The sequence below is a fragment of the Paracoccus onchidii genome (assembly GCF_028294535.1).
Lineage (GTDB): Bacteria > Pseudomonadota > Alphaproteobacteria > Rhodobacterales > Rhodobacteraceae > Paracoccus > Paracoccus onchidii.
Map to the genome: position 1 here is coordinate 24,832 of NZ_JAQBIE010000022.1, position 18,608 is coordinate 43,439.

The 18,608-nt window shown below is 61.6% G+C and carries 19 protein-coding genes; 9 read left to right on the forward strand and 10 right to left on the reverse strand.

Annotation, left to right across the window (positions count from 1 at the left end):
• Positions 1–78: 78 nt before the first annotated feature.
• A complete protein-coding gene (locus PAF17_RS15530; protein WP_271890058.1) occupies positions 79–552 on the reverse strand; it encodes a DUF3576 domain-containing protein in 474 nt (157 codons plus the stop codon).
• Positions 553–829: 277 nt separating this feature from the next.
• Here PAF17_RS15530 and PAF17_RS15535 point away from each other — a divergent pair, with 277 nt between their 5' ends.
• Entirely contained in the window at positions 830–1,855 is a 1,026-nt protein-coding gene (locus tag PAF17_RS15535; protein ID WP_271890019.1) for a porin, read from the forward strand.
• 72 nt (positions 1,856–1,927) lie between these two features.
• Positions 1,928–2,581, forward strand: coding sequence for a YggS family pyridoxal phosphate-dependent enzyme (locus PAF17_RS15540; RefSeq protein WP_271890020.1), 654 nt, complete (start codon positions 1,928–1,930; stop codon positions 2,579–2,581).
• Here PAF17_RS15540 and PAF17_RS15545 read toward each other — a convergent pair.
• Complete coding sequence (locus PAF17_RS15545; protein ID WP_271890021.1) at positions 2,578–3,090, reverse strand: L,D-transpeptidase family protein; 513 nt, start codon at positions 3,088–3,090, stop codon at positions 2,578–2,580. The genes PAF17_RS15540 and PAF17_RS15545 overlap by 4 nt on opposite strands.
• Entirely contained in the window at positions 3,087–4,145 is a 1,059-nt protein-coding gene (ribA, locus tag PAF17_RS15550) for a GTP cyclohydrolase II (RefSeq protein WP_271890022.1), read from the reverse strand. Before ribA ends, PAF17_RS15545 begins: the two co-directional genes overlap by 4 nt.
• Positions 4,146–4,290: 145 nt before the next feature.
• Between ribA and PAF17_RS15555 the strand changes: the two genes are divergently transcribed.
• Positions 4,291–4,977, forward strand: a complete 687-nt coding sequence (locus PAF17_RS15555) for a response regulator transcription factor (protein ID WP_271890023.1) — start codon at positions 4,291–4,293, stop codon at positions 4,975–4,977.
• Positions 4,978–5,199: 222 nt separating this feature from the next.
• Here the strand turns inward: PAF17_RS15555 and PAF17_RS15560 are convergent, their stop codons facing one another.
• Positions 5,200–6,174 carry a glutathione S-transferase family protein gene (locus PAF17_RS15560; protein ID WP_271890024.1) on the reverse strand — a complete coding sequence of 325 codons (975 nt, stop codon included), beginning with the start codon at positions 6,172–6,174 and terminating at the stop codon, positions 5,200–5,202.
• 53 nt (positions 6,175–6,227) lie between these two features.
• Positions 6,228–7,544, reverse strand: coding sequence for an MFS transporter (locus tag PAF17_RS15565; RefSeq protein ID WP_271890025.1), 1,317 nt, complete (start codon positions 7,542–7,544; stop codon positions 6,228–6,230).
• A gap of 145 nt (positions 7,545–7,689) precedes the next feature.
• Between PAF17_RS15565 and PAF17_RS15570 the strand changes: the two genes are divergently transcribed.
• From PAF17_RS15570 to PAF17_RS15590, 5 genes are all read left to right on the forward strand, one after another.
• On the forward strand, positions 7,690–8,475 hold the full coding sequence (locus PAF17_RS15570; RefSeq protein WP_271890026.1) for an exodeoxyribonuclease III: 786 nt from the start codon (positions 7,690–7,692) through the stop codon (positions 8,473–8,475).
• A 99-nt stretch (positions 8,476–8,574) separates the two neighbouring features.
• Positions 8,575–9,489 carry a thioredoxin family protein gene (locus PAF17_RS15575; RefSeq protein ID WP_271890027.1) on the forward strand — a complete coding sequence of 305 codons (915 nt, stop codon included), beginning with the start codon at positions 8,575–8,577 and terminating at the stop codon, positions 9,487–9,489.
• The gene (locus PAF17_RS15580) at positions 9,489–10,118 is read left to right on the forward strand and encodes an LON peptidase substrate-binding domain-containing protein (RefSeq protein WP_271890028.1); all 630 of its coding nucleotides are present in this window, start codon (positions 9,489–9,491) and stop codon (positions 10,116–10,118) included. The genes PAF17_RS15575 and PAF17_RS15580 overlap by 1 nt, the downstream gene beginning before the upstream one ends.
• Complete coding sequence (locus tag PAF17_RS15585; RefSeq protein WP_271890029.1) at positions 10,115–10,315, forward strand: Trm112 family protein; 201 nt, start codon at positions 10,115–10,117, stop codon at positions 10,313–10,315. The genes PAF17_RS15580 and PAF17_RS15585 overlap by 4 nt, the downstream gene beginning before the upstream one ends.
• Before the next feature lie 5 nt (positions 10,316–10,320).
• Complete coding sequence (locus PAF17_RS15590) at positions 10,321–10,980, forward strand: rhomboid family intramembrane serine protease (RefSeq protein WP_271890030.1); 660 nt, start codon at positions 10,321–10,323, stop codon at positions 10,978–10,980.
• Here PAF17_RS15590 and PAF17_RS15595 read toward each other — a convergent pair whose 3' ends face one another.
• The 5 genes from PAF17_RS15595 to PAF17_RS15615 all read right to left on the reverse strand — a co-directional run bounded on the left by PAF17_RS15595 (position 10,981) and on the right by PAF17_RS15615 (position 17,208).
• The gene (locus PAF17_RS15595) at positions 10,981–11,685 is read right to left on the reverse strand and encodes a DUF2268 domain-containing putative Zn-dependent protease (RefSeq protein WP_271890031.1); all 705 of its coding nucleotides are present in this window, start codon (positions 11,683–11,685) and stop codon (positions 10,981–10,983) included. It abuts the gene before it with no gap.
• A gap of 11 nt (positions 11,686–11,696) precedes the next feature.
• Positions 11,697–14,366: a DNA translocase FtsK gene (locus PAF17_RS15600; RefSeq protein WP_271890032.1), complete on the reverse strand. Its 2,670-nt coding sequence runs from the start codon at positions 14,364–14,366 to the stop codon at positions 11,697–11,699.
• A gap of 20 nt (positions 14,367–14,386) precedes the next feature.
• Entirely contained in the window at positions 14,387–15,580 is a 1,194-nt protein-coding gene (locus PAF17_RS15605) for an aminotransferase class I/II-fold pyridoxal phosphate-dependent enzyme (RefSeq protein ID WP_271890033.1), read from the reverse strand.
• 114 nt (positions 15,581–15,694) lie between these two features.
• On the reverse strand, positions 15,695–17,032 hold the full coding sequence (locus tag PAF17_RS15610) for an amidase (RefSeq protein WP_271890034.1): 1,338 nt from the start codon (positions 17,030–17,032) through the stop codon (positions 15,695–15,697).
• Between the two features lie 2 nt (positions 17,033–17,034).
• On the reverse strand, positions 17,035–17,208 hold the full coding sequence (locus tag PAF17_RS15615; RefSeq protein WP_271890035.1) for a DUF1674 domain-containing protein: 174 nt from the start codon (positions 17,206–17,208) through the stop codon (positions 17,035–17,037).
• Between the two features lie 72 nt (positions 17,209–17,280).
• Here PAF17_RS15615 and PAF17_RS15620 point away from each other — a divergent pair, with 72 nt between their 5' ends.
• Positions 17,281–18,537, forward strand: coding sequence for an RsmB/NOP family class I SAM-dependent RNA methyltransferase (locus tag PAF17_RS15620; protein WP_271890036.1), 1,257 nt, complete (start codon positions 17,281–17,283; stop codon positions 18,535–18,537).
• The last annotated feature ends 71 nt before the right edge of the window (positions 18,538–18,608 follow it).

Sequence of the window (18,608 nt, forward strand, 5' to 3'; positions counted from 1 at the left end):
CGGGCGTCATTCGTTGCCCGCAGGGTTTATACGCGCGGGCAGGTCTGGTCCAGTGCCGCGACCTGCCTTGAATCGCCCTTAAAGACGGCCGTCCTGCAAACGCAACTGACGTGCGCGCGTCAGAATCGCATCCTCGACCGCGCGGACCGTGCCCGGCGCGACTGCGGAACCGCCCGCCCCTTGCAACGACAGCTTCAGGCTGCGCGCATCCAGCGCGGGATCGCTGATCTTGATCGTGGCACGATATGACCGCCCACCCCCCGGCGGTGTGCCGTAGCCTGTGGTGATGACGCCGGTGAATGGATCCACGGCCTGCACCGGCAGAAAATTCAGCACTTCGAGGCTGGCATTCCACAGATACTTGTTCACGGCGACATTGTAATTGGGGTTTTCGCTGTTCTGGAACAGATCCCAAATCGTGCTGCCGCGGGTTTCCGGGCTCATGTCGGCGTCATATTGTTCGACATTGCTATTGCCACCGCCACCACAGGCGGCCAAGCCGGCACAAAGCGTCGTTGCAATAATCAGGCGCGCGGCGCGTGCGGTCGTCATGCGGTCCCCCGGTATTTCCGTCCGAGGCAGCTTTAGCGCGGAACGCCCCTGCGCCACAAGCGCCTTGGCATCAAAGGCCCGCGCGATCAGGCCCCGACGCGCCCCGTTCACATTCCCGCCCACGGCAATGTGTGGCGCATGTGCATCACAGAATGAAGGAAAGCCACGGTGAAAAACCTGATTTCGTTGCATCACGGCCCCGAAAGAGTGAAACAAGCTGCATACCCAGGGCGGGCCACCGGTTTGGGCATCAGAGAGACAAGAGGGAACAAAGACCATGAAAAAGGTTCTTTTCGCGACAACCGCGCTGGTCGTGTCCGGCGGCATCGCGGCTGCTGACGTCACCATTTCGGGCTATGGCCGTACCGGTGTTCTGTACCAAGAAGACGGTGTCCGTGGCGGCAACACCAACGACGCAATCGTTCAATCGCGCCTGCGCATGAACGTCGACGCTTCGACGTCGAGCGATTCCGGCATCGACTTCGGTGGCCGTGTCCGTGTGCAGTGGGACCAAGGCGACGCGTCGACCACGCTTGCACCGGGCTACATCTACCTGTCGGCTCAAGGTCTGCGTGTTGAAATCGGCAACTCGAACACCGCTTACGACTCGGCCGGCCTGATGTACGCACCTGAAATCGGTGTGTTCGACCGCTCCTACGGTACGCCGCGCGGTCTGTTCTACGCATACAACACCGACAACTACCCGAACCGCTACCTGACCGCTGGTGAGGAAGAAGACCTGGGTCTGAACGACTACATGGGTATCTTCGCTTCCTACACCGTCGGCGACCTGACGGTTCGCGGCTCGGTTGTGAACCCTGACCAGGTGACCCCGAACAGCCTGCTGGACAAAGAGATCGGCATCTCGGTCGACTATGTCTGGAACAACATCGAACTGTCGGCTGCTGCTGTTCAGGACGGCTTCGGCATCCAGGGCAACGACCAGTACTTCGCTGGTGTTCGTTACGGCTTCAACGACATGGCTCATGTCGGCCTGAACTACAACGACAACGGTTCGTTCAGCGAGTCGATTGACTACGTTGATGCGGCCGGTCTCGATCAGACCGCTGTGTTCGACGAGAACTTCGGCACCACCTGGACCCTGTATGGTGATTACACCTTCGGTCTGACCACCGTCGAAGGCTATGTCGCTCATAACGACGCCGACGACATCAACGAAACCAGCACCGCATTCGGTCTGGGCGCAAACTACGACCTGGGCGGCGCGCGTCTGTCGGGTTCGGTTCAGCGCGGGTTCAACGAGCTGTACACCGCTGACATGGGTGTTCGCTTCGACTTCTGATCGAAACGATCCCTATGAGAATTATAAAGAGCGGGCCTTGCGCCCGCTCTTTTCTTTTTGTTTTGTCGCCCCATGGGCTTGAATGACATCAATAGCCGCGTCCGCGCGGCCGAAATCGCCGCAGGTCGCGAAACAGGGTCCGTCACGCTGATTGCCGTCAGCAAGGTGCAGCCCGCAGAACGGGTCACGGCCGTTCTGGATCAGGGCCATCAGGTCTTTGGCGAAAACTACGTCCAGGAAGCGCAGGGGAAATGGCCCGAATGGCGCCAACGATACCCCGATGTTTCGGTCCACATGATTGGTCCCCTGCAATCCAACAAGGCCAGAACCGCCGTCGAACTGTTCGACGCGATTCACAGCCTCGACCGGATTTCACTGGCCCGCAAGCTGGCGCGACATATCGACGAACTGGGTGTTTCGCCGCAACTGTTCATCCAGGTCAACACCGGCGATGAACCACAAAAGGCGGGGATCCTCGCGGATGAATTGCCCGGCTTTATCAAATCCTGTCAGGAGTTGGGGCTGCGCCCCCATGGGTTGATGTGCATCCCCCCCGAATCCGAGGATTCAACGCCGCATTTCAGGCTGTTACGCCGGCTGGCACAGGAAAATGACCTTCCCGGCCTGTCAATGGGGATGAGCGCCGATTTCGAAAGCGCGATCGCCGAAGGCGCAACGCATATCCGCGTCGGTTCGGCCATTTTCGGCGCCCGAAACTACGGCTAGGCCAAGCGCGCCGGCCCCGGCACGATCACCTTTGTTCCAGGGCCGATATGGCGCAGGATCCACAACAGATCCTGCCGCGCAAAGGCGATGCAGCCTTCGGTTCCATAGCCCGGCCTGCGCCATTGATGCAGGAAAATTGCGGATCCACGGCCCGCCACGGCATCAGGCCAGTTCCAATCTGTCGTCAGCACGACATCATAAAGCGGATCGGCCCGGCGCATTTTCTCATGGCTGGCGGCAAGTGGCGCAAGACAGTGATGATTATAGGCTGCGTGATCCGATTCGTCGCACCAAAGATCGCGCGGACCGATCGGGCGCGCCCAACCCGCAGGCCGTGCAAGGCGATCGGCCCGATACCACAGGCCTGTGACGCGATGGACCCCGATCGGTGTGGCCTTGTCGCCCTCGGCCTTGGCAGACGTTACGCCACTTCGCCCGATACTGCAGGGAAATATCCGGTTGCGAAACCTGATCCCCTGCGGTGTGAGCACAAGATCTTCGCGCTTCACAGCAAATGCCCCGATTTGCGGGCCTTGATGTCCAGATACTTGCTGTTGAACGGATTTCGGGCCGTGACCAGCGGGACGCGTTCCCGAACATCGATCCCGTGCCCCTGCAACATATCGACCTTGCGCGGATTGTTGGTCATCAACCGAACCTTTCCAAACCCAAGACGCGCCAGCAACGCCGCGCCGATCCGGAAGTCACGTTCGTCATCTTCGAAACCAAGCCGATGATTCGCTTCGACGGTATCAAAACCCTGATCCTGCAAATCATAGGCGCGCATCTTGTTGGCCAGCCCGATCCCCCGCCCTTCCTGATTGAGATATAGCAGTATTCCGGCCCCTTCCTCGCCCATCGCCTGCAGCGCCGCATGCAATTGTGGCCCGCAATCGCATTTCAAACTGCCCAGAACATCCCCGGTATAACAGGCCGAATGCAGGCGGGTCAGAACCGCCGAATCGCGCGAGGGATCACCGATCTCGATGGCATAATGTTCGGCGCCGCCATCATCCGGCCGGAAGATATGCAGGCGCGACCGTTCAGCCAGGGCAAGCGGCAGACGCGCCGCCGCCACGGGGTCCATCGCCGCCTCGCCCGCAAGCTGTGCCAGAACGGCCCCCGGTGCCAGCACTGTCAGGCCTGCGGGTGCATGGGCGGGCACGACCAGCGCCGCAGGCAGCAATTGTGCCGACTTCACCAACGCAAGCGCCGCCATATGCGGTGTCGCATCCCCATCGCGCAACGTGAAAAGCGGCCCCTTCATCGGTGTCATCAGATCACCAGCGGGATCCGCAAGTGCGCGCAGCCATTTCAGATCCGAATCCTCGGGCAGTTCGATCCGGCCCAGGCCGTCATCGTAAACCCGCGCCTTCAGCGTTTCCGCCCTGCGTGCCGTCAACGCCAGAACCGGTGTCCCCAAAGCCTTGAAATCCTGCAAGCGTTCGGCGGACAGTGTCTCGACCGCCGCCACGAGATGGCCGCCAAGAATAACCGGCAGCCCCATGCGCAGATCGGCGCGGGCACGAGAAATGGTCTCGGCAAGGGTCGGAACAAGGCTCATATCGGGTCTTCAGCCCCCGGAATATTGAAACAATTTGAAACATAGTGGCTTTTTCCGACAACTCCATGTGAGAATTTCGACATGTCGCTGGACGGAGCCGCAGTTGCACCCCACTCCTTTGCGCAATGAGGCAAAGGAGGCAAGTATGCCCGGACTGAAAAAGATCCTGCTGGTCGATGACGAAGAAGACCTGCGCGAAGCATTGGCGGAACAACTTGTCGCGACCGACGAGTTCGACGTGATCGAAGCCGGCACCGGCGCCGAAGCAGTCGAAGCGACAAAGAACGCCATCTATGATCTGGTGATTCTGGATGTCGGGCTGCCCGACACCGATGGTCGCGAACTGTGCAAGAAACTGCGCAAGCTGAACGTCAAATGCCCGATTGTCATGTTGACCGGACATGACACTGATGCCGACACGATTCTGGGTCTGGACGCCGGTGCGAATGATTATGTCACCAAACCATTCAAGTTCCCGGTCCTTCTGGCCCGCCTGCGTGCCCAGCTGCGCACCCATGAACAATCCGAAGACGCGATCTTTCAGCTCGGCCCATACACGTTCAAGCCAGCAATGAAGATGCTGGTTGACCAGAAGGACCGCAAGATCCGGTTGACCGAGAAGGAAACCAACATCCTGAAATTCCTGTATCGTGCTCAGGATGGGGTGGTGCCGCGCGATGTGCTGCTGCACGAGGTCTGGGGCTATAACGCGGGCGTGACCACGCACACGCTGGAAACGCATATCTATCGTCTGCGTCAGAAGATCGAGCCCGATCCCGGCAATGCCCGCTTGCTGGTGACAGAATCGGGCGGCTACCGGTTGGTGGCCTGACCGCGGGCTGCGCCAACTGCGCGACCCCGTAAATACAGGCAGTTCCAGGCCCGGCCTCCAAGGCCGGGCTTTTTCATGTCACGAAACCGTCACCGGTCGAACCCGCCGGGAACCGATATTCTGACATTGCGTTATACCCGCGAAGCCCAGTGGCCGGAGGATGCGGTCACACCTCTCTCTCTGATGCCCCGGTGTTCCTACACCGGGGTATTTCCGTTCAGATCACCCGCGATCATGTGGCAGGGTCCAGTCTTCGACGGGACCGATCGGCAAGATCCGGTGGGGATTGATCATGTCATGGCTGAAATAATAGTGCCGCACAAAGTGATCCGGCCGCACCGTTGCCGCGACACCCGGCCATTGATACAGCTCGCGCGCCCACCCCCACAGATTGGGAAAATCCACGATCCGCTTGCGGTTGCATTTGAAATGCGTGTGATACACCGAATCAAAGCGGCAGACCGTCGTGAACAGCCGCCAATCGGCCTCGCTCAGGCGTTCTCCTGCCAGATAGCGGTGATCTGCCAACAGGGATTCGATCCATTCGAGGCTGTCAAACAGCGGGGCAACGGCCCTGTCATAAGCTTGCTGAGAGGTCGCGAACCCGGCTTTGTAAACTCCGTTATTCACGCTGTCATAGATGCGTTCGTTCAACTGGCCGATCCGGGCGCGCAGGGATTCCGGATAGTAATCATCGTCATTTCCAGTAATCCGGTCAAAGGCCGAATTCAGCATGCGAATGATATCCGCGCTTTCGTTGGACACGATCGTATCGCGTTCACGATCCCACAGCACCGGAACCGTCACACGCCCGGAAGCCTTTGGATTGGCGCGCAGATAGATCTCGCGCAGGAAACGGCTTCCAAATAGCTGGTCACCCGTTGCGCCGGGGAAATCGCCATCGAAAACCCACCCGTCCCGAAGCATGTCAGGATGCACGACCGACACCCCGATATGATCCGCCAAGCCCTTGATCGCACGAAAGATCAGCGTCCGATGTGCCCATGGACAGGCATATGACACAAACAGGTGATAGCGGCCGCTTTCGGCGGCAAAGCCGGCTTCACCCGTTGGACCGGCCGCGCCATCTGCCGTGACCCAGTTGCGGAACTTTGCGGTATCTCGCTTGAATTCTCCGCCATGCGCCTTGGTGTCATACCATTCGTCCTTCCAGACGCCCTCGATCAGTTGACCCATATTTCCCTCTTGCTCGTTACACCAAGGCGCGCCCCGGTCATTGCGTGGTCCGATCAGGCGATTTGCGCGTCACGCGTCTCTGCATCAACCAGCCACAGAACGCCCGCCGCCAGCAGCAGCAGCACCGCGAAACTGCCAATCGCAAAGCCGAATCCCTTGGCAAAAGCGATCGCCAGCAGGCTGGGTGCCAGAATGCCACCCAAACGGGCCATAGCGCTGGCAGTTCCCATGCCCGTTCCCCGCAACGCGGTCGGATACAGCTCTGGCGTAAAGGCATATAGCGCGCCCCAGCTGCCCAGCAATGCAAAGCTCATGATGATCAGCGACAGCGCAACCGGCACGGCACTGGAGGCCAGCGTGAACATCAGGCATCCGGCCGCGCTCAGCACAAGAAAGCCGGCCAAGGTGCGCCGCCGGCCAAGCGCCTCGACCCCCCACGCCGCCAGCGCATAGCCGGGAACCTGCGCCAGCGCGAGGACAACCAGAAACCCGTAGCCACGCACGAAACCGAAACCTTCGGTGGCCAATTGTCCCGGCACCCAAACGAAAACGCCATAATAGGACAACGAGACCAGAAACCATACGGTCAGAATCGCCATCGATCTTCGCCGCAGCGACGGCGCGAAGATTGATCTTTCCGTCGCCTTGGCGGTGGCAGGGGCCACCAGGACCGCCTCGACCGGCAGCGCGGCGGCACCATTGGTGACCAGAATCCGGTTTACCACCGCCCGCGCATCGCCCTCGCGACCCTGTCGGATCAAATACATCGGCGATTCCGGCACCCAGATTCGCAAGAACACACCAATCAGGGCCGGCAAGGCGGCAATCGCAAAGATCCATCTCCATGGCGCGGCGGCGGCATGGCTGGCGGCAATCCAGGCCGTCAGGGCAATGACGATGGTGCCAATCGCCCAGAAACCTTCCAGCCAAACCAGCCATTTGCCACGGTTTCGCGGAGGCAGGAATTCGGCCATCATCGCGTAATCAACCGGCAAGGTGCCTCCGACGGCGACACCGGTCATAAACCGCAGCACCAGCAGCAGGGTGAAATCCTGCGCGAATACCGACGCAAGCCCGAACACCGCATCCATCGCGACGGTTGCAATCAGAACATTGCGCCGTCCGATCCGGTCGGAAATGCGCCCGAACAGAAAGGCCCCCGCGAACATACCCAGAAAAAAGACCGTTCCGATCTGCAGCGCCGTGACCCGTTCGAGGCCAAAGCTTGTGGCAATCGACGGGGCGGCGAACCCGACCGCGATCACCTGCATGGCATCGGCAGCCCAGACCAGCCCGAATATCCCCAGAAGTCTTGCATGAAAGCGGCCGGTTCCCGCCTGCGCAATGGCCTCGTCCACGGTCAGTTGCATCGTCCCGTCCCTTTTCGGCTGCCGTTTGGGAATGCTTAGCGCCTGACGCCCGCCCGACCAAGGACCGATATTGCGGCTTCGGCATGCGGGTTGGCTCGACAGGCGTGCGCACGGCGGATAGGGTCCGCCCCAAAGGAGCCTCTTCATGTTCACACTTGCAACCTGGAACATCAACTCGGTCCGACTGCGCGAAGGCCTTGTGGCACGCCTGCTGCAAGAGGAATCGCCCGACATCCTGTGCCTGCAGGAATGCAAATCTCCGGTCGACAAGATCCCGATGGAGGCGTTCGCCGCGCTTGGCTATACCCACATGGTTGCCCGCGGGCAAAAAGGCTATAATGGCGTTGCGATCCTGTCACGCCTGCCACTGACCGATGCGGGAGATCGCGATTACGCGGGGCTGGGCCATGCCCGCCATGTGGCCGCGCGACTGGAAAATGGCGTGACCATCCACAACATGTATATCCCCGCCGGGGGCGATGTTCCCGACCGCGAGGTAAATGAGAAATTCGGTCAGAAGCTGGATTTCGTGTCCGAGATGCGCGACGTTTTCCACGCCGACAAACCTGAACGGTCGATCATGGTCGGCGATTTCAACATCGCCCCGCGCGAGGACGATGTCTGGTCGCACAAGCAACTGCTGAAGGTCGTCAGCCACACCCCGATCGAGGTCGAACATCTTTTGGCGGCACAGGATGCCGGCGGCTGGGTCGATGTCACACGCAACGACATCCCCGAAGGCCAGCTATATTCCTGGTGGAGCTATCGCGCCCGCGATTGGGACGCGGCCGACAAGGGGCGCCGGCTGGATCATATCTGGGCCTCAGGCGATATTTCAAATGCCGCGCATGGCAGCCGCGTCCTGCGCGACGTTCGCGGTTGGGAAAAACCCAGCGATCACGCCCCTGTTTTTGCCAGCTTCGATTTGTAACCGCGCCGCAGGGCCAGGAACGCGTTCGGCCCCTTTTGTTCGGGCGGCGGACCACCCATATTGCGGCAAACACACTGATCCGAACCGATTGGGACCGATATGACCATGATTTTCGACGGCGGGCAGAACGCGCCGCAAACCGATGATTTCATCAAGGATGTGACCGAGGCCGATTTCATGGCCGAAGTGGTCGAGAAATCGATGGAAGTTCCTGTCATCGTCGATTTCTGGGCACCTTGGTGCGGCCCCTGCAAGACGCTCGGCCCGCAATTGGAGGCCGAGGTTGCCCGCCACAAGGGTCGGGTGCGGATGGCCAAGGTCAATGTCGATGAAGCGCAGATGATCGCGGGTCAGTTGCAGGTCCAGTCGATTCCGACCGTCTATGCCTTTTTCCAGGGCCGGCCCGTCGATGCCTTTCAGGGCGCTGTTCCCCAAAGCCAGCTAAAGCAATTCGTCGACAAGCTGGCAGCGATGGGTGGCGATGATGGCGGTCTGGCCGAGGCCCTCGCTGCCGCCGAGGCCATGCTGGACGAAGGCGAGGCCGCCGATGCCGTCGAAACCTTTGCCGCGATCATTGGCGAAGAACCAGAAAACGCCGAGGCATGGGGCGGCCTGATCCGCGCCCATATCGCGGCAGGCGATGCCGGCGCAGCCGCATCCACCCTGCAACAGGTGCCCGACGCACTTGCCAAATCCGCCCCCATAGATGCCGCCCGTGCACAGTTGCAGCTGGCCCAACAGGCTGAAACCGCCGGGCCGCTGGCCGAACTGCAAGCCAGGCTCGACGCCAATCCCGACGATCAGCAGATCCGCCTGGATTATGCTCAGGCCCTGCATGCACAGGGACAACTGGAAGAGGCGATCGACATTCTTCTGGACAGTTTCCGCAAGGATCGCGAATGGAATGACGGTGCCGCAAAGGCCCAGTTGCTGACAATTTTCGACAGCCTCAAGCCGACCGATCCGATCGCACAAAAGGGCCGGCGGCGGCTGTCGTCGCTGATTTTCGCGTAATGCGTCCGCATTTCGATCTTCCGGCGCGGCTGGCGCTGTTTCCGCTGGACGGGGCCGTTCTGATGCCGCGGTCTCGCCTGCCCTTGCATATCTTCGAACCTCGGTATCTGCAGCTGTTGGACGACACGCTAAAGACCGAGCATCGCATGATCGGCCTGATCCAACCCGAAGGCGATGGCCTTGCCGCGATTGGCACCGCAGGACGCGTCATCGCCTTTTCGGAAACCGATGACGGGCGGATGATGATCTCGCTCAGGGCGATTTCGCGGTTTCGGTTGACCGAGATCCACGAAGGTTTTGCGCCCTATGTGCAAGGCAGCCCGGACTGGTCGTCCTTTCATCACGACATGAAGGGCGCGGAACGGGACAGCGGCCTTGACCGCAGCGTTCTCTTGGCACTGTTGCAGCGTTACATGGAGCAACACGAACTTTCCACCGACTGGGAAGCCGCCGAACGCGCCGAAGACGAAACACTGATCAATTCATTGTCGATGATGCTGCCGTTCTCATCCGGCGACAAACAGGCCCTGCTGGAATCACCGCACCTGAGCGACCGGCGCGAATTGCTGCAAGGCCTGATCGAGTTCGCACTGCATGGCGGCGACGACCAAGAGGAGCGCCTGCAATGAACGAAAAACCCGCCACACCGGCCTATGACCGCCATATGCTTGAGGCGCTGGTTTGCCCGGTCACACATACGACCCTGGCCTTCGACGCGGACCGCCAGGAGCTTGTGTCACATGCCGCAGGCCTGGCCTTTCCGATTCGTGCCGGCATCCCGATCATGCTGGTCGACGAAGCCCGGCAGTTGAAGGCAGATGACTGATCCTGATGACTGATCCTACAGGGGCGCCGGCTGCCGTGATCCGCAGAAAGCAAGCTGCATTTCCGCGTTGGGCGATTGCAGTGATAATTCTTTGCGTGCTGGTTCAGGGTGCTCAGATCGCGGCAACAATTGCCGGATACCCGCTGGTCAGCCGCGCAATAACCGGGTTTGGGGCATTTTGGTCGGGCATGTTGTGGGGCAGCCCCCCCTTCTTCGAGGGCCAGAAGGCGACGATGTTCATCAGCTATGGCCTGCTGCATTCCGGCATCGCGCATCTGGCCATGAACATGATTTCGCTGGCCGCCATCGCCCGGGAATTCGTGCGTTGGGTGCCGCCCTGGATCATGGCGGTGATCTATCTGGTCAGCCAGATCGCGGCGGCATTGTGCTTTGCGTGGATGGCCCCCGTTTCGGGACCGATGGTCGGGGCCTCGGGTGCGGTCTTCGGCCTGGCTGGCGCGTTGATCGGCTTTGTCGCCATGCGTGTCCGCCATCGCGGCGATGCGCTCAGGCAACTAAGCCGCAACGTGCTGTTATTGCTGGCTCTGAATGTTGCGATCACGGTTCTGGTCCCCTCGATCGCGTGGCAGGCACATCTGGGTGGTGCCGTTGCGGGCGTGATCATGGGCGTCGCGCTGGCCCTTGCAAAGCCGGTGGCGCGGTAATCAGCCGGCCGCATCCTTGGCGGCGTTCTGGGCCGGCGAATCGGTGATTTCGGGTGTTTCTTCCGGGCCATCGCTGCTGACCAGCCGGCGCATGGCCGCGCGAAAAACCTCGGCCTTGACCGGGGTCAGCGTGGTGACATCGGCATCAGGCTGCTGCGCCAGCTCATCCGCGACCAGCCGGTGCCCCAGCCCGTAGCCGGCCCATTTGCGCAGATCACCCTTGCCCTCGAACCAGCGCGCCCTGTCGAAATCCAGTCGCGACCATTCGTTCAGCGCCTTTCGCGCCAATCCGGGCGCAGGCGCGGTCGCATCCCTTGGATCTGCACGTCCGCCCATCACATGCAACACGAAATGCCCCGCCAAACCTTCGGCGACCAAGGCATCGCCAAGCGACCGGCCATAGCCCGCGCGATCGTGACGAATCACATGATGCATCTCGCGCAGCAAGGCGCGAAGTGTCGCATCAGCGGCAAAACCGTCCGGGTTCAGCGTCAGTTCGATCTGTCCCGCAGCCGGCGTGCGGGCCTGCGGACCACGATCCACGTTCCGCCGCCCGCCATCGGGCTTTACGACCAGATCGAAACGCGGCAGGTCGCATTCTGCCTCGACCAGGGCGACGGCCTGACGCGCGACCTCGCGTATTTCAGGCAAAACGCGCGTCAGACCATGACGCGCGTTCAGAAAATGAATATTCCAGACTGTCATTCGGACGAAACCTAGACTTCGGGCACCAACACCTCGCGCTTACCGACATGGTTGGCCGAGGACACGACACCCTGATCCTCCATCTGTTCGACGAGGCGGGCTGCCTTGTTATAGCCGATCGACAGCTTGCGTTGAATGTATGATGTCGAGCATTTGCGATCTTTTGCCACGATCATCACGGCCTGATCATACAGCGCATCCTCGCTGTTGTCGCCGCCGCCCAGCCCCAGCACTGCATCGATGTTGTCGGCCTTTTCATCATCTGGCCCTTCGACGACACCTGACTGATAGGATGGCGGACCGAATGATTTCAGATGCGTCACGACCTCTTCGACCTCTTCGTCGCTGACGAAGGGGCCGTGGATACGGGTGATGCGCGCGCCATTGCCCATATACAGCATGTCGCCCTGACCCAGCAGCTGTTCGGCGCCCTGCTCGCCAAGGATGGTGCGGCTGTCGATCTTCGAGGTCACCTGAAAGCTGATCCGGGTCGGGAAGTTCGCCTTGATCGTGCCGGTGATGACATCGACCGAGGGGCGCTGCGTGGCCATGATCAGGTGGATCCCCGAGGCCCGCGCCATCTGCGCAAGGCGCTGGATGCAGGCCTCGATTTCCTTACCCGCGACCATCATCAGATCGGCCATCTCATCGACGATGACGACGATATAGGGGAAGGTTTCGGGCTTGAATTCCTCGGTCTCGAAGATGGGTTCGCCGGTATCCTCGTCGAAACCGGTCTGGACGGTGCGCTTGAACATCTCGTTCTTGGACAGGGCCTCGCGGACGCGACCGTTGTAACCTTCGATGTTGCGCACGCCCATCTTGGACATCTTGCGGTAACGGTCCTCCATCTCGCCCACGACCCATTTCAGGGCCACGACGGCCTTCTTGGGGTCGGTGACAACCGGGGACAGCAGATGCGGAATGCCATCATAGACCGACAGTTCCAGCATCTTGGGGTCAATCATGATCAGGCGGCATTCATCCGGCGTCAGCTTGTAAAGAAGCGACAGGATCATGGTGTTGATCGCGACCGATTTACCCGAGCCCGTGGTCCCCGCGATCAACAGGTGGGGCATCTTGGCCAGGTTCGCCACGATCGGGTCGCCGCCGATATCCTTGCCAAGCGCCAGGGGCAGTGGCTGCGTGCCATCGCCAAAGGCGCGGCTGGCGAAAATTTCGCGCAGCAGCACCTTTTCGCGGCGACTGTTGGGCAGTTCGATCCCGATCACGCTGCGACCCGGCACGGTGCTGACACGCGCCGACAGGGCCGACATCGACCGTGCGATGTCATCCGCCAGGCCGATCACACGGCTGGCCTTCAGCCCCGGCGCGGGTTCCAGTTCATACAGCGTGACGACCGGACCGGGACGCACCTCGGTGATCTGACCCTTGACGCCGTAATCATCCAGAACCGCCTCGAGCATGCGCGCGTTTTCCATCAGCGCCTCTTCCGAGATCTGCTGGTGATCATCTGGCGAAGGCGCACTCAGCAGCGCAAGCGGGGGGCGCTCGTAAACGCTGACCTGCTGATCTTCCAGGCCCAGCTTTGGCTCGGCTTCTTCGCGGGCCTGCCGGGACGTGGCCGACGCCTTCCGTGACGGGGGCACAACGACACGCTGCGTTCCCGCGCCAAAGGGTTCGGGCTCGACTGCGGTGACTTCGGGGGCGCTTTGCACGGGCTCGGAACCCGGTTCGGGCGGCGTGTCCTTGTGCCCTTCACGCGCCAGACGGGCCGCAACGGCAGCAAGGACCGAGGGCTTGCCGGAACGCGACCGGATCGCGTCGCTGATCCGTCCGCTGACTTCCTCGGCCGAGGGGCCTTCGCCTTCGTAATCGGAATCGCGTTCGATCAGCTCGGGCTCGGGAAGATCGTCTTCCAGATCCAGAAACTCTGATTGCTGCGCCTGTTTCTGAGATGCGCGGATCGTGATGGGCGGGGACGCGACGCGTTGCTGAACCGTGACCTCTGGATCGACCGGTTTCGCCTTGCGCCGCGCCTGCGCGCGCGACGCCATGCCGGCGGACAGGTCGGCCCCCTTGCCGGCCAGCCGCAGCGCCATGTCATAGGCCGAAACCAACCCGATCAGGAAACGCCGCCAGATCGCCCGGGTCTCGGCCCTGTCGAACCCCAGCACGAAAACTGAAATGGCCAAGGTTCCCGCGGCAACGATCAACGCGGCAAAGCGAATGCCAATCTGTGCCTTGACGGGCAGAATGCTGAGCATGGCGCCCATGACCATATCGCCGAAATGGCCCCCCAGACCGTAATTCTGTTGCCAGTCGGACGCCGGGGACAAGGTGCTGCAATAGACAGATGCAAGGGCGATCGCCATCGGCGTGAAGATGCCGCGCATCAATCGCTCCTCGCCCTTGTGCAGAAGCAGCCGCAGCCCCCATACCACCAGCCCGACGACCAGCATCCAGGAACCATATCCCGCGATCATCATCATCGGAGACGCGACATAGGCCCCGAAACTGCCCAGCATGTTCTGGGCGGGCATGTCGGTTGCGGACAGGAAACTGGGATCATCGGCCGACCAGCTGCCCAGCATCATGGCAATCACGATACCAAGGATGATCAGTCCGGCCCCGGCAAGTTCCTTGCCACGGCGTTCCAATGCCGCCTGCGTGTTCTGATCGAACAGCGGATCGCGGCGCTTTGCCTGCCAGCTTGCCATCGCGTTATCCCTCTTTGCACTCAAACGTCATCGTACAATACCTCGCGCAGCCGGATCAGCGCGGTCTCGGTCTGCGTTTCGTCGGCCACCATTGCAACGCGGATGAAACCACGCCCCGGATTCGCGCCATCCACATCCCGTGACAGATACGCGCCGGGCAAAACCTGGATTCCGGCCTGTGACCAAAGCCTGATTGCCGCTTCCTCGCCATCTTCGACGGGCAGCCACAGGAAGAACCCGCCATCGACGGGCCTATATCCCGGCAGATTGCCCAATACCCGATCCGCGATCTGGTATTTGCGCTGATACATGGCGCGGCTGTCCGACACATGTTCCTCGTCCAGCCAGGCGGCCTCGCTGACCCGCTGAGCCGGCAACGACAGCGGCGCCCCCGCATAGCTGCGCAAGCGGCGCATCTGGGCGATATTCGCGGCGCTGCCGGCCGCAAAACCGGACCGCAGCCCCGGCAGGTTGGAACGTTTGGAAAGCGAATTGAACATGACCACGCGATCGGCCAGCCCCATTTCGGTCGCGACCGCCAGTGCCCCCGCCGGGGGCGCATCGCGATAGATCTCGGAATAACATTCGTCCGCGAAGATCAGGAAATCATAGGTTTCAGCCATGCCGATCAGCCGGCGCAAATATTCAGGCGAGGCAATCGCACCCTGCGGGTTGGCCGGCGAACACAAATAGGCAATCGCGGTGCGGTTCAGCACATCGACGGGCAGGTGTTCATAATCGGGCAGGTTCCCGGTTTCGGGCGTTGCCGAAACAAAAAGCGGCTTTGCCTGCACGGAAGCCGCAGCGACGGCATAGACCTGGTAAAACGGGTTGGGCACAAGAACCACCGGCACCTGTCCGTTCTTGGTTTCCGGGCACAGCGCCAGCGCCGCGTTGAACAGCCCTTCGCGGGTGCCGTTCAGCGCCATGATCCGATCCGGCGCGACATCGATGTCATACCGGCGCGTCAGCCATGTCCGGATTGCACCCAGCAATTCGGGCGTGCCCTCATTGGATGGATATTTCGCAAACTCATGAATATGACGCGCCATCACGTCCGACACGAAATCGGGCATGGGATGTCGCGGTTCGCCGATGGTCAGCACCGTCGGAGCTTCTTTTGCCTTCAGGCCCGGTTCGATACCCGACAACAGCGCCCGCAATCGCGGAAACGCGTAGTCCGGCAGGTTCGAGAACCGTTCGGGGAATGCCATAACTGCCTCGCTTTCGGGGTCTTGGGCCCCGTTTATTGCCATAAACTTTAGCGTGATCGCGACCTTGCGTCCAGACAAAGCCGGGCAAAGACAAGGCAGTGTTGCAAGCGATGCTCAGATAACGCTCAGGCTGGCCTCTGCCCCCGCAGCAACGCGCAGCAAATGCCGGTCACGTCCCGCATGTCCCATCAGCATCAATCCGCAACCCGGATACCCCGTCGGAAGCGTGACGGCAGGCAGGTTCAGGACATTCGCGATCCGCGTATTGCGCAGGGTCAGCAGGTTCGCACGGGTGAAGTATTCTGAATCCGCCATCAACCGCCGGGTTTCGGGCGGCAGGATCGGCACCGTCGGCACCAGAATCGCATCATAGCCCGAAGCCACTTCCTTGATCCATTTCCGCCGGATTCGCACCAGCTGTTCCCACGCAGCGACGTAATCGGCCGCGCCGAGCTTGCCGCCGCCGCGGAAACGTTCGAGAATCGGGGGCCACATCAGCTCTGGCGCATCCTCGATCTGGGCACGCCATATGCCATAGGCTTCGGGCGCGAACAGATCCGGGGACAGGGCCATCGCCTGATCCATCCAGTCACTGGAGACATGTGTGATCTGCGCACCTGCCCGGCCCAGACGGTCCAACGCATCCTGAAATGCGGCGACGGGGCTTTCTTCGGCATCTTCAAAGGGCAGCCCGTCCAGAACCATCAGGCGCAGCCCCTTGCTTGTGGCGCCATGCAGGTCCGCACCGCGATCCCCCGCCATGACGGCAAACAGTTCGGCGCAATCCTCGACGCAGCGCGCAATGGGGCCGACGACATCGAATTTCCGGCACAGCGGCACGACGCCCTTTTCAGGCACGGCATCATGAGTGGGCTTGAACCCGACAAGGCCGTTCCAGGCGGCGGGAACCCGCACGGATCCGCCCGTGTCGCTGCCGATTGCAGCGGCCGCCAACCCCAGCGCGACCGAAACCGCGGCGCCCGAGGATGACCCGCCGGGCGCCAGATCGGAATCGAGTGCATTCGGCGGGGTTGCCGTGCTGGGGTTCAGCCCCAGCCCCGAAAACGCAAGTTCGGTCATATGGGTCTTGCCCAGACAGACCAGCCCTTCACGGGTTGCGCGCGACAGCACGGTTGCGTCCTTGCGCGGGATCCGCGCCTCAAGCAACTTGGATCCGGCCTCGGTCAAGGTGCCGCCGGAATCGATATTGTCCTTCCAGCTGATTGCCACCCCGTCCAGGACGGAATGACGCTGTTCGGACTTGGCGCGATCATGGGCGGCCACGGCCTCGGATCGGGCGCGGGCGGCGGTCAGCCTTGCATAGATCCTTTTGCTGTCGGGATGTTTTCCGGCGGCCTCGAGATAGGCTTCGGTCTGGTCGATCGGATCCAGAACCCCCGCCAGAATGGCCCGGCCCTGCCGAACCGCTGATTCACGCAACCAATCAACCATTCTCAGAAATCCACCGCCAGGCCGTTCTTTTCGTAATCGCCGAAACGCATCGGGTCGGGGCCATCGCGACCACCATACTCGGTCGGCAATTCGGCCTTGGCGGCGGCCTTGCGGCGTTCTTCGGCCTCGGCAAGCGCGCGCTGCGCGGCGGGGGGCAGTTCAGACCGATCACTCATGGAAACATCCTCTCAATCAGCGTAAGGATCACGCTTGGTCTTTCATGAAAGATGTAAGCGAAGGAAAGCGATTTGGCAAAGCCGGGTGAAGACAAGGCGCGAAAGGGCGCGCTGACATTGCTGCAAGGCGTGCGCGACGGGCTGTCGCTGTCCGATCAGTCGGGCGCCCTCAAGGCGCTGACGCCATCGGAACAGGCCCGCGCGGCACGGCTGGCCACCGAAACCCTGCGCCATCACGCCCGCGCCGACCTTGTGCTTGCCAATTACGTCAATCGTCGCCCCGCCCCCCAGATCGCCGACCTGCTGCGCCTTGCAACGGTCGAATTGCTGGAACTGGGCGGGGCGGCCCATGGTGTCGTGCATGCCAGCGTTACCCTGTGCCGGGGTCTGGGCAAGCGCGGCAACGCCGCCGCCGGAATGGTCAATGCCGTTCTGCGCAAGGTATCCGCGCATCAGGGCTGGCAGGATCTGCCACCCCAACAGATGCCCAACTGGCTGCGCGGACGCGTTGCCGCCGCCTATGGAAACAAGGTTACAACCGCCATCGAGTCCGCGCATCAGAATGGCGCACCACTGGACCTGACAATGAAGACGGCCGGAGCCACGATTCCCGACGCAGATCTCCTGCCGACCGGATCGCTGCGCCTGCACGGACAGGTTCAGGTCAGCGGGCTGCCCGGCTTTGATTCGGGCGATTGGTGGGTTCAGGACGCCGCCGCCGCGTTGCCGGTTCGCCTGCTTGCCCCGCGGCCCGATGAATATATCGCGGATCTCTGCGCCGCACCGGGCGGCAAGACCATGCAGCTTGCCGCCGCCGGCGCCCGTGTCGATGCCATCGACATCAGCGCGGCGCGCCTGAAACGTCTGGCCGAGAACCTGTCGCGCTGCGAACTTTCGGCAAATCTGGTTCAGTCGGATGCGCTGAAATGGTCCCCCGACGCGCAGCCCGATGCGATCTTGCTGGATGCGCCCTGTTCGGCGACCGGCACGATCCGCCGCCATCCCGACCTGCCATTCCTGCGTGACGGCAAGGGCATACGGGAATTGGCCGGCCTTCAAGCCGCATTGCTCGATCACGCATTGGGGTTGCTGCCGCCGGGTGGTCGGCTGGTCTATGCGGTCTGTTCGCTGCTGCCCGATGAAGGCGAGGCCCAGATCACCGCAGCCCTGACCCGCCATCGCGGGCTGATCGTGACTCAACCGGATCTGCCGGGCATCGACCGCAGCTGGATCACCCCCGAAGGCGGTCTGCGCCTGCGGCCGGATTATTGGCCCGAACAGGGGGGAATGGATGGGTTTTACATGGCAAGGCTGCAAAAGCCCGCCTGAACCATCCCGTGACGCTGGACCTTCGCGCCGCAGAACGGTAATTCACCGCCAAACCCAGACACGAGGCTTTG

What these genes read in the sequence shown, in the direction of transcription:
- PAF17_RS15530 (WP_271890058.1), bottom strand. Translation starts at nt 552, where the DNA reads ATGACGACCGCACGCGCCGCGCGCCTGATTATTGCAACGACGCTTTGT.
- PAF17_RS15535 (WP_271890019.1), top strand. Translation starts at nt 830, where the DNA reads ATGAAAAAGGTTCTTTTCGCGACAACCGCGCTGGTCGTGTCCGGCGGC.
- PAF17_RS15540 (WP_271890020.1), top strand. Translation starts at nt 1,928, where the DNA reads ATGGGCTTGAATGACATCAATAGCCGCGTCCGCGCGGCCGAAATCGCC.
- ribA (WP_271890022.1), bottom strand. Translation starts at nt 4,145, where the DNA reads ATGAGCCTTGTTCCGACCCTTGCCGAGACCATTTCTCGTGCCCGCGCC.
- PAF17_RS15555 (WP_271890023.1), top strand. Translation starts at nt 4,291, where the DNA reads ATGCCCGGACTGAAAAAGATCCTGCTGGTCGATGACGAAGAAGACCTG.
- PAF17_RS15560 (WP_271890024.1), bottom strand. Translation starts at nt 6,174, where the DNA reads ATGGGTCAACTGATCGAGGGCGTCTGGAAGGACGAATGGTATGACACC.
- PAF17_RS15565 (WP_271890025.1), bottom strand. Translation starts at nt 7,544, where the DNA reads ATGCAACTGACCGTGGACGAGGCCATTGCGCAGGCGGGAACCGGCCGC.
- PAF17_RS15570 (WP_271890026.1), top strand. Translation starts at nt 7,690, where the DNA reads ATGTTCACACTTGCAACCTGGAACATCAACTCGGTCCGACTGCGCGAA.
- PAF17_RS15575 (WP_271890027.1), top strand. Translation starts at nt 8,575, where the DNA reads ATGACCATGATTTTCGACGGCGGGCAGAACGCGCCGCAAACCGATGAT.
- PAF17_RS15580 (WP_271890028.1), top strand. Translation starts at nt 9,489, where the DNA reads ATGCGTCCGCATTTCGATCTTCCGGCGCGGCTGGCGCTGTTTCCGCTG.
- PAF17_RS15585 (WP_271890029.1), top strand. Translation starts at nt 10,115, where the DNA reads ATGAACGAAAAACCCGCCACACCGGCCTATGACCGCCATATGCTTGAG.
- PAF17_RS15590 (WP_271890030.1), top strand. Translation starts at nt 10,321, where the DNA reads ATGACTGATCCTACAGGGGCGCCGGCTGCCGTGATCCGCAGAAAGCAA.
- PAF17_RS15595 (WP_271890031.1), bottom strand. Translation starts at nt 11,685, where the DNA reads ATGACAGTCTGGAATATTCATTTTCTGAACGCGCGTCATGGTCTGACG.
- PAF17_RS15600 (WP_271890032.1), bottom strand. Translation starts at nt 14,366, where the DNA reads ATGGCAAGCTGGCAGGCAAAGCGCCGCGATCCGCTGTTCGATCAGAAC.
- PAF17_RS15605 (WP_271890033.1), bottom strand. Translation starts at nt 15,580, where the DNA reads ATGGCATTCCCCGAACGGTTCTCGAACCTGCCGGACTACGCGTTTCCG.
- PAF17_RS15610 (WP_271890034.1), bottom strand. Translation starts at nt 17,032, where the DNA reads ATGGTTGATTGGTTGCGTGAATCAGCGGTTCGGCAGGGCCGGGCCATT.
- PAF17_RS15615 (WP_271890035.1), bottom strand. Translation starts at nt 17,208, where the DNA reads ATGAGTGATCGGTCTGAACTGCCCCCCGCCGCGCAGCGCGCGCTTGCC.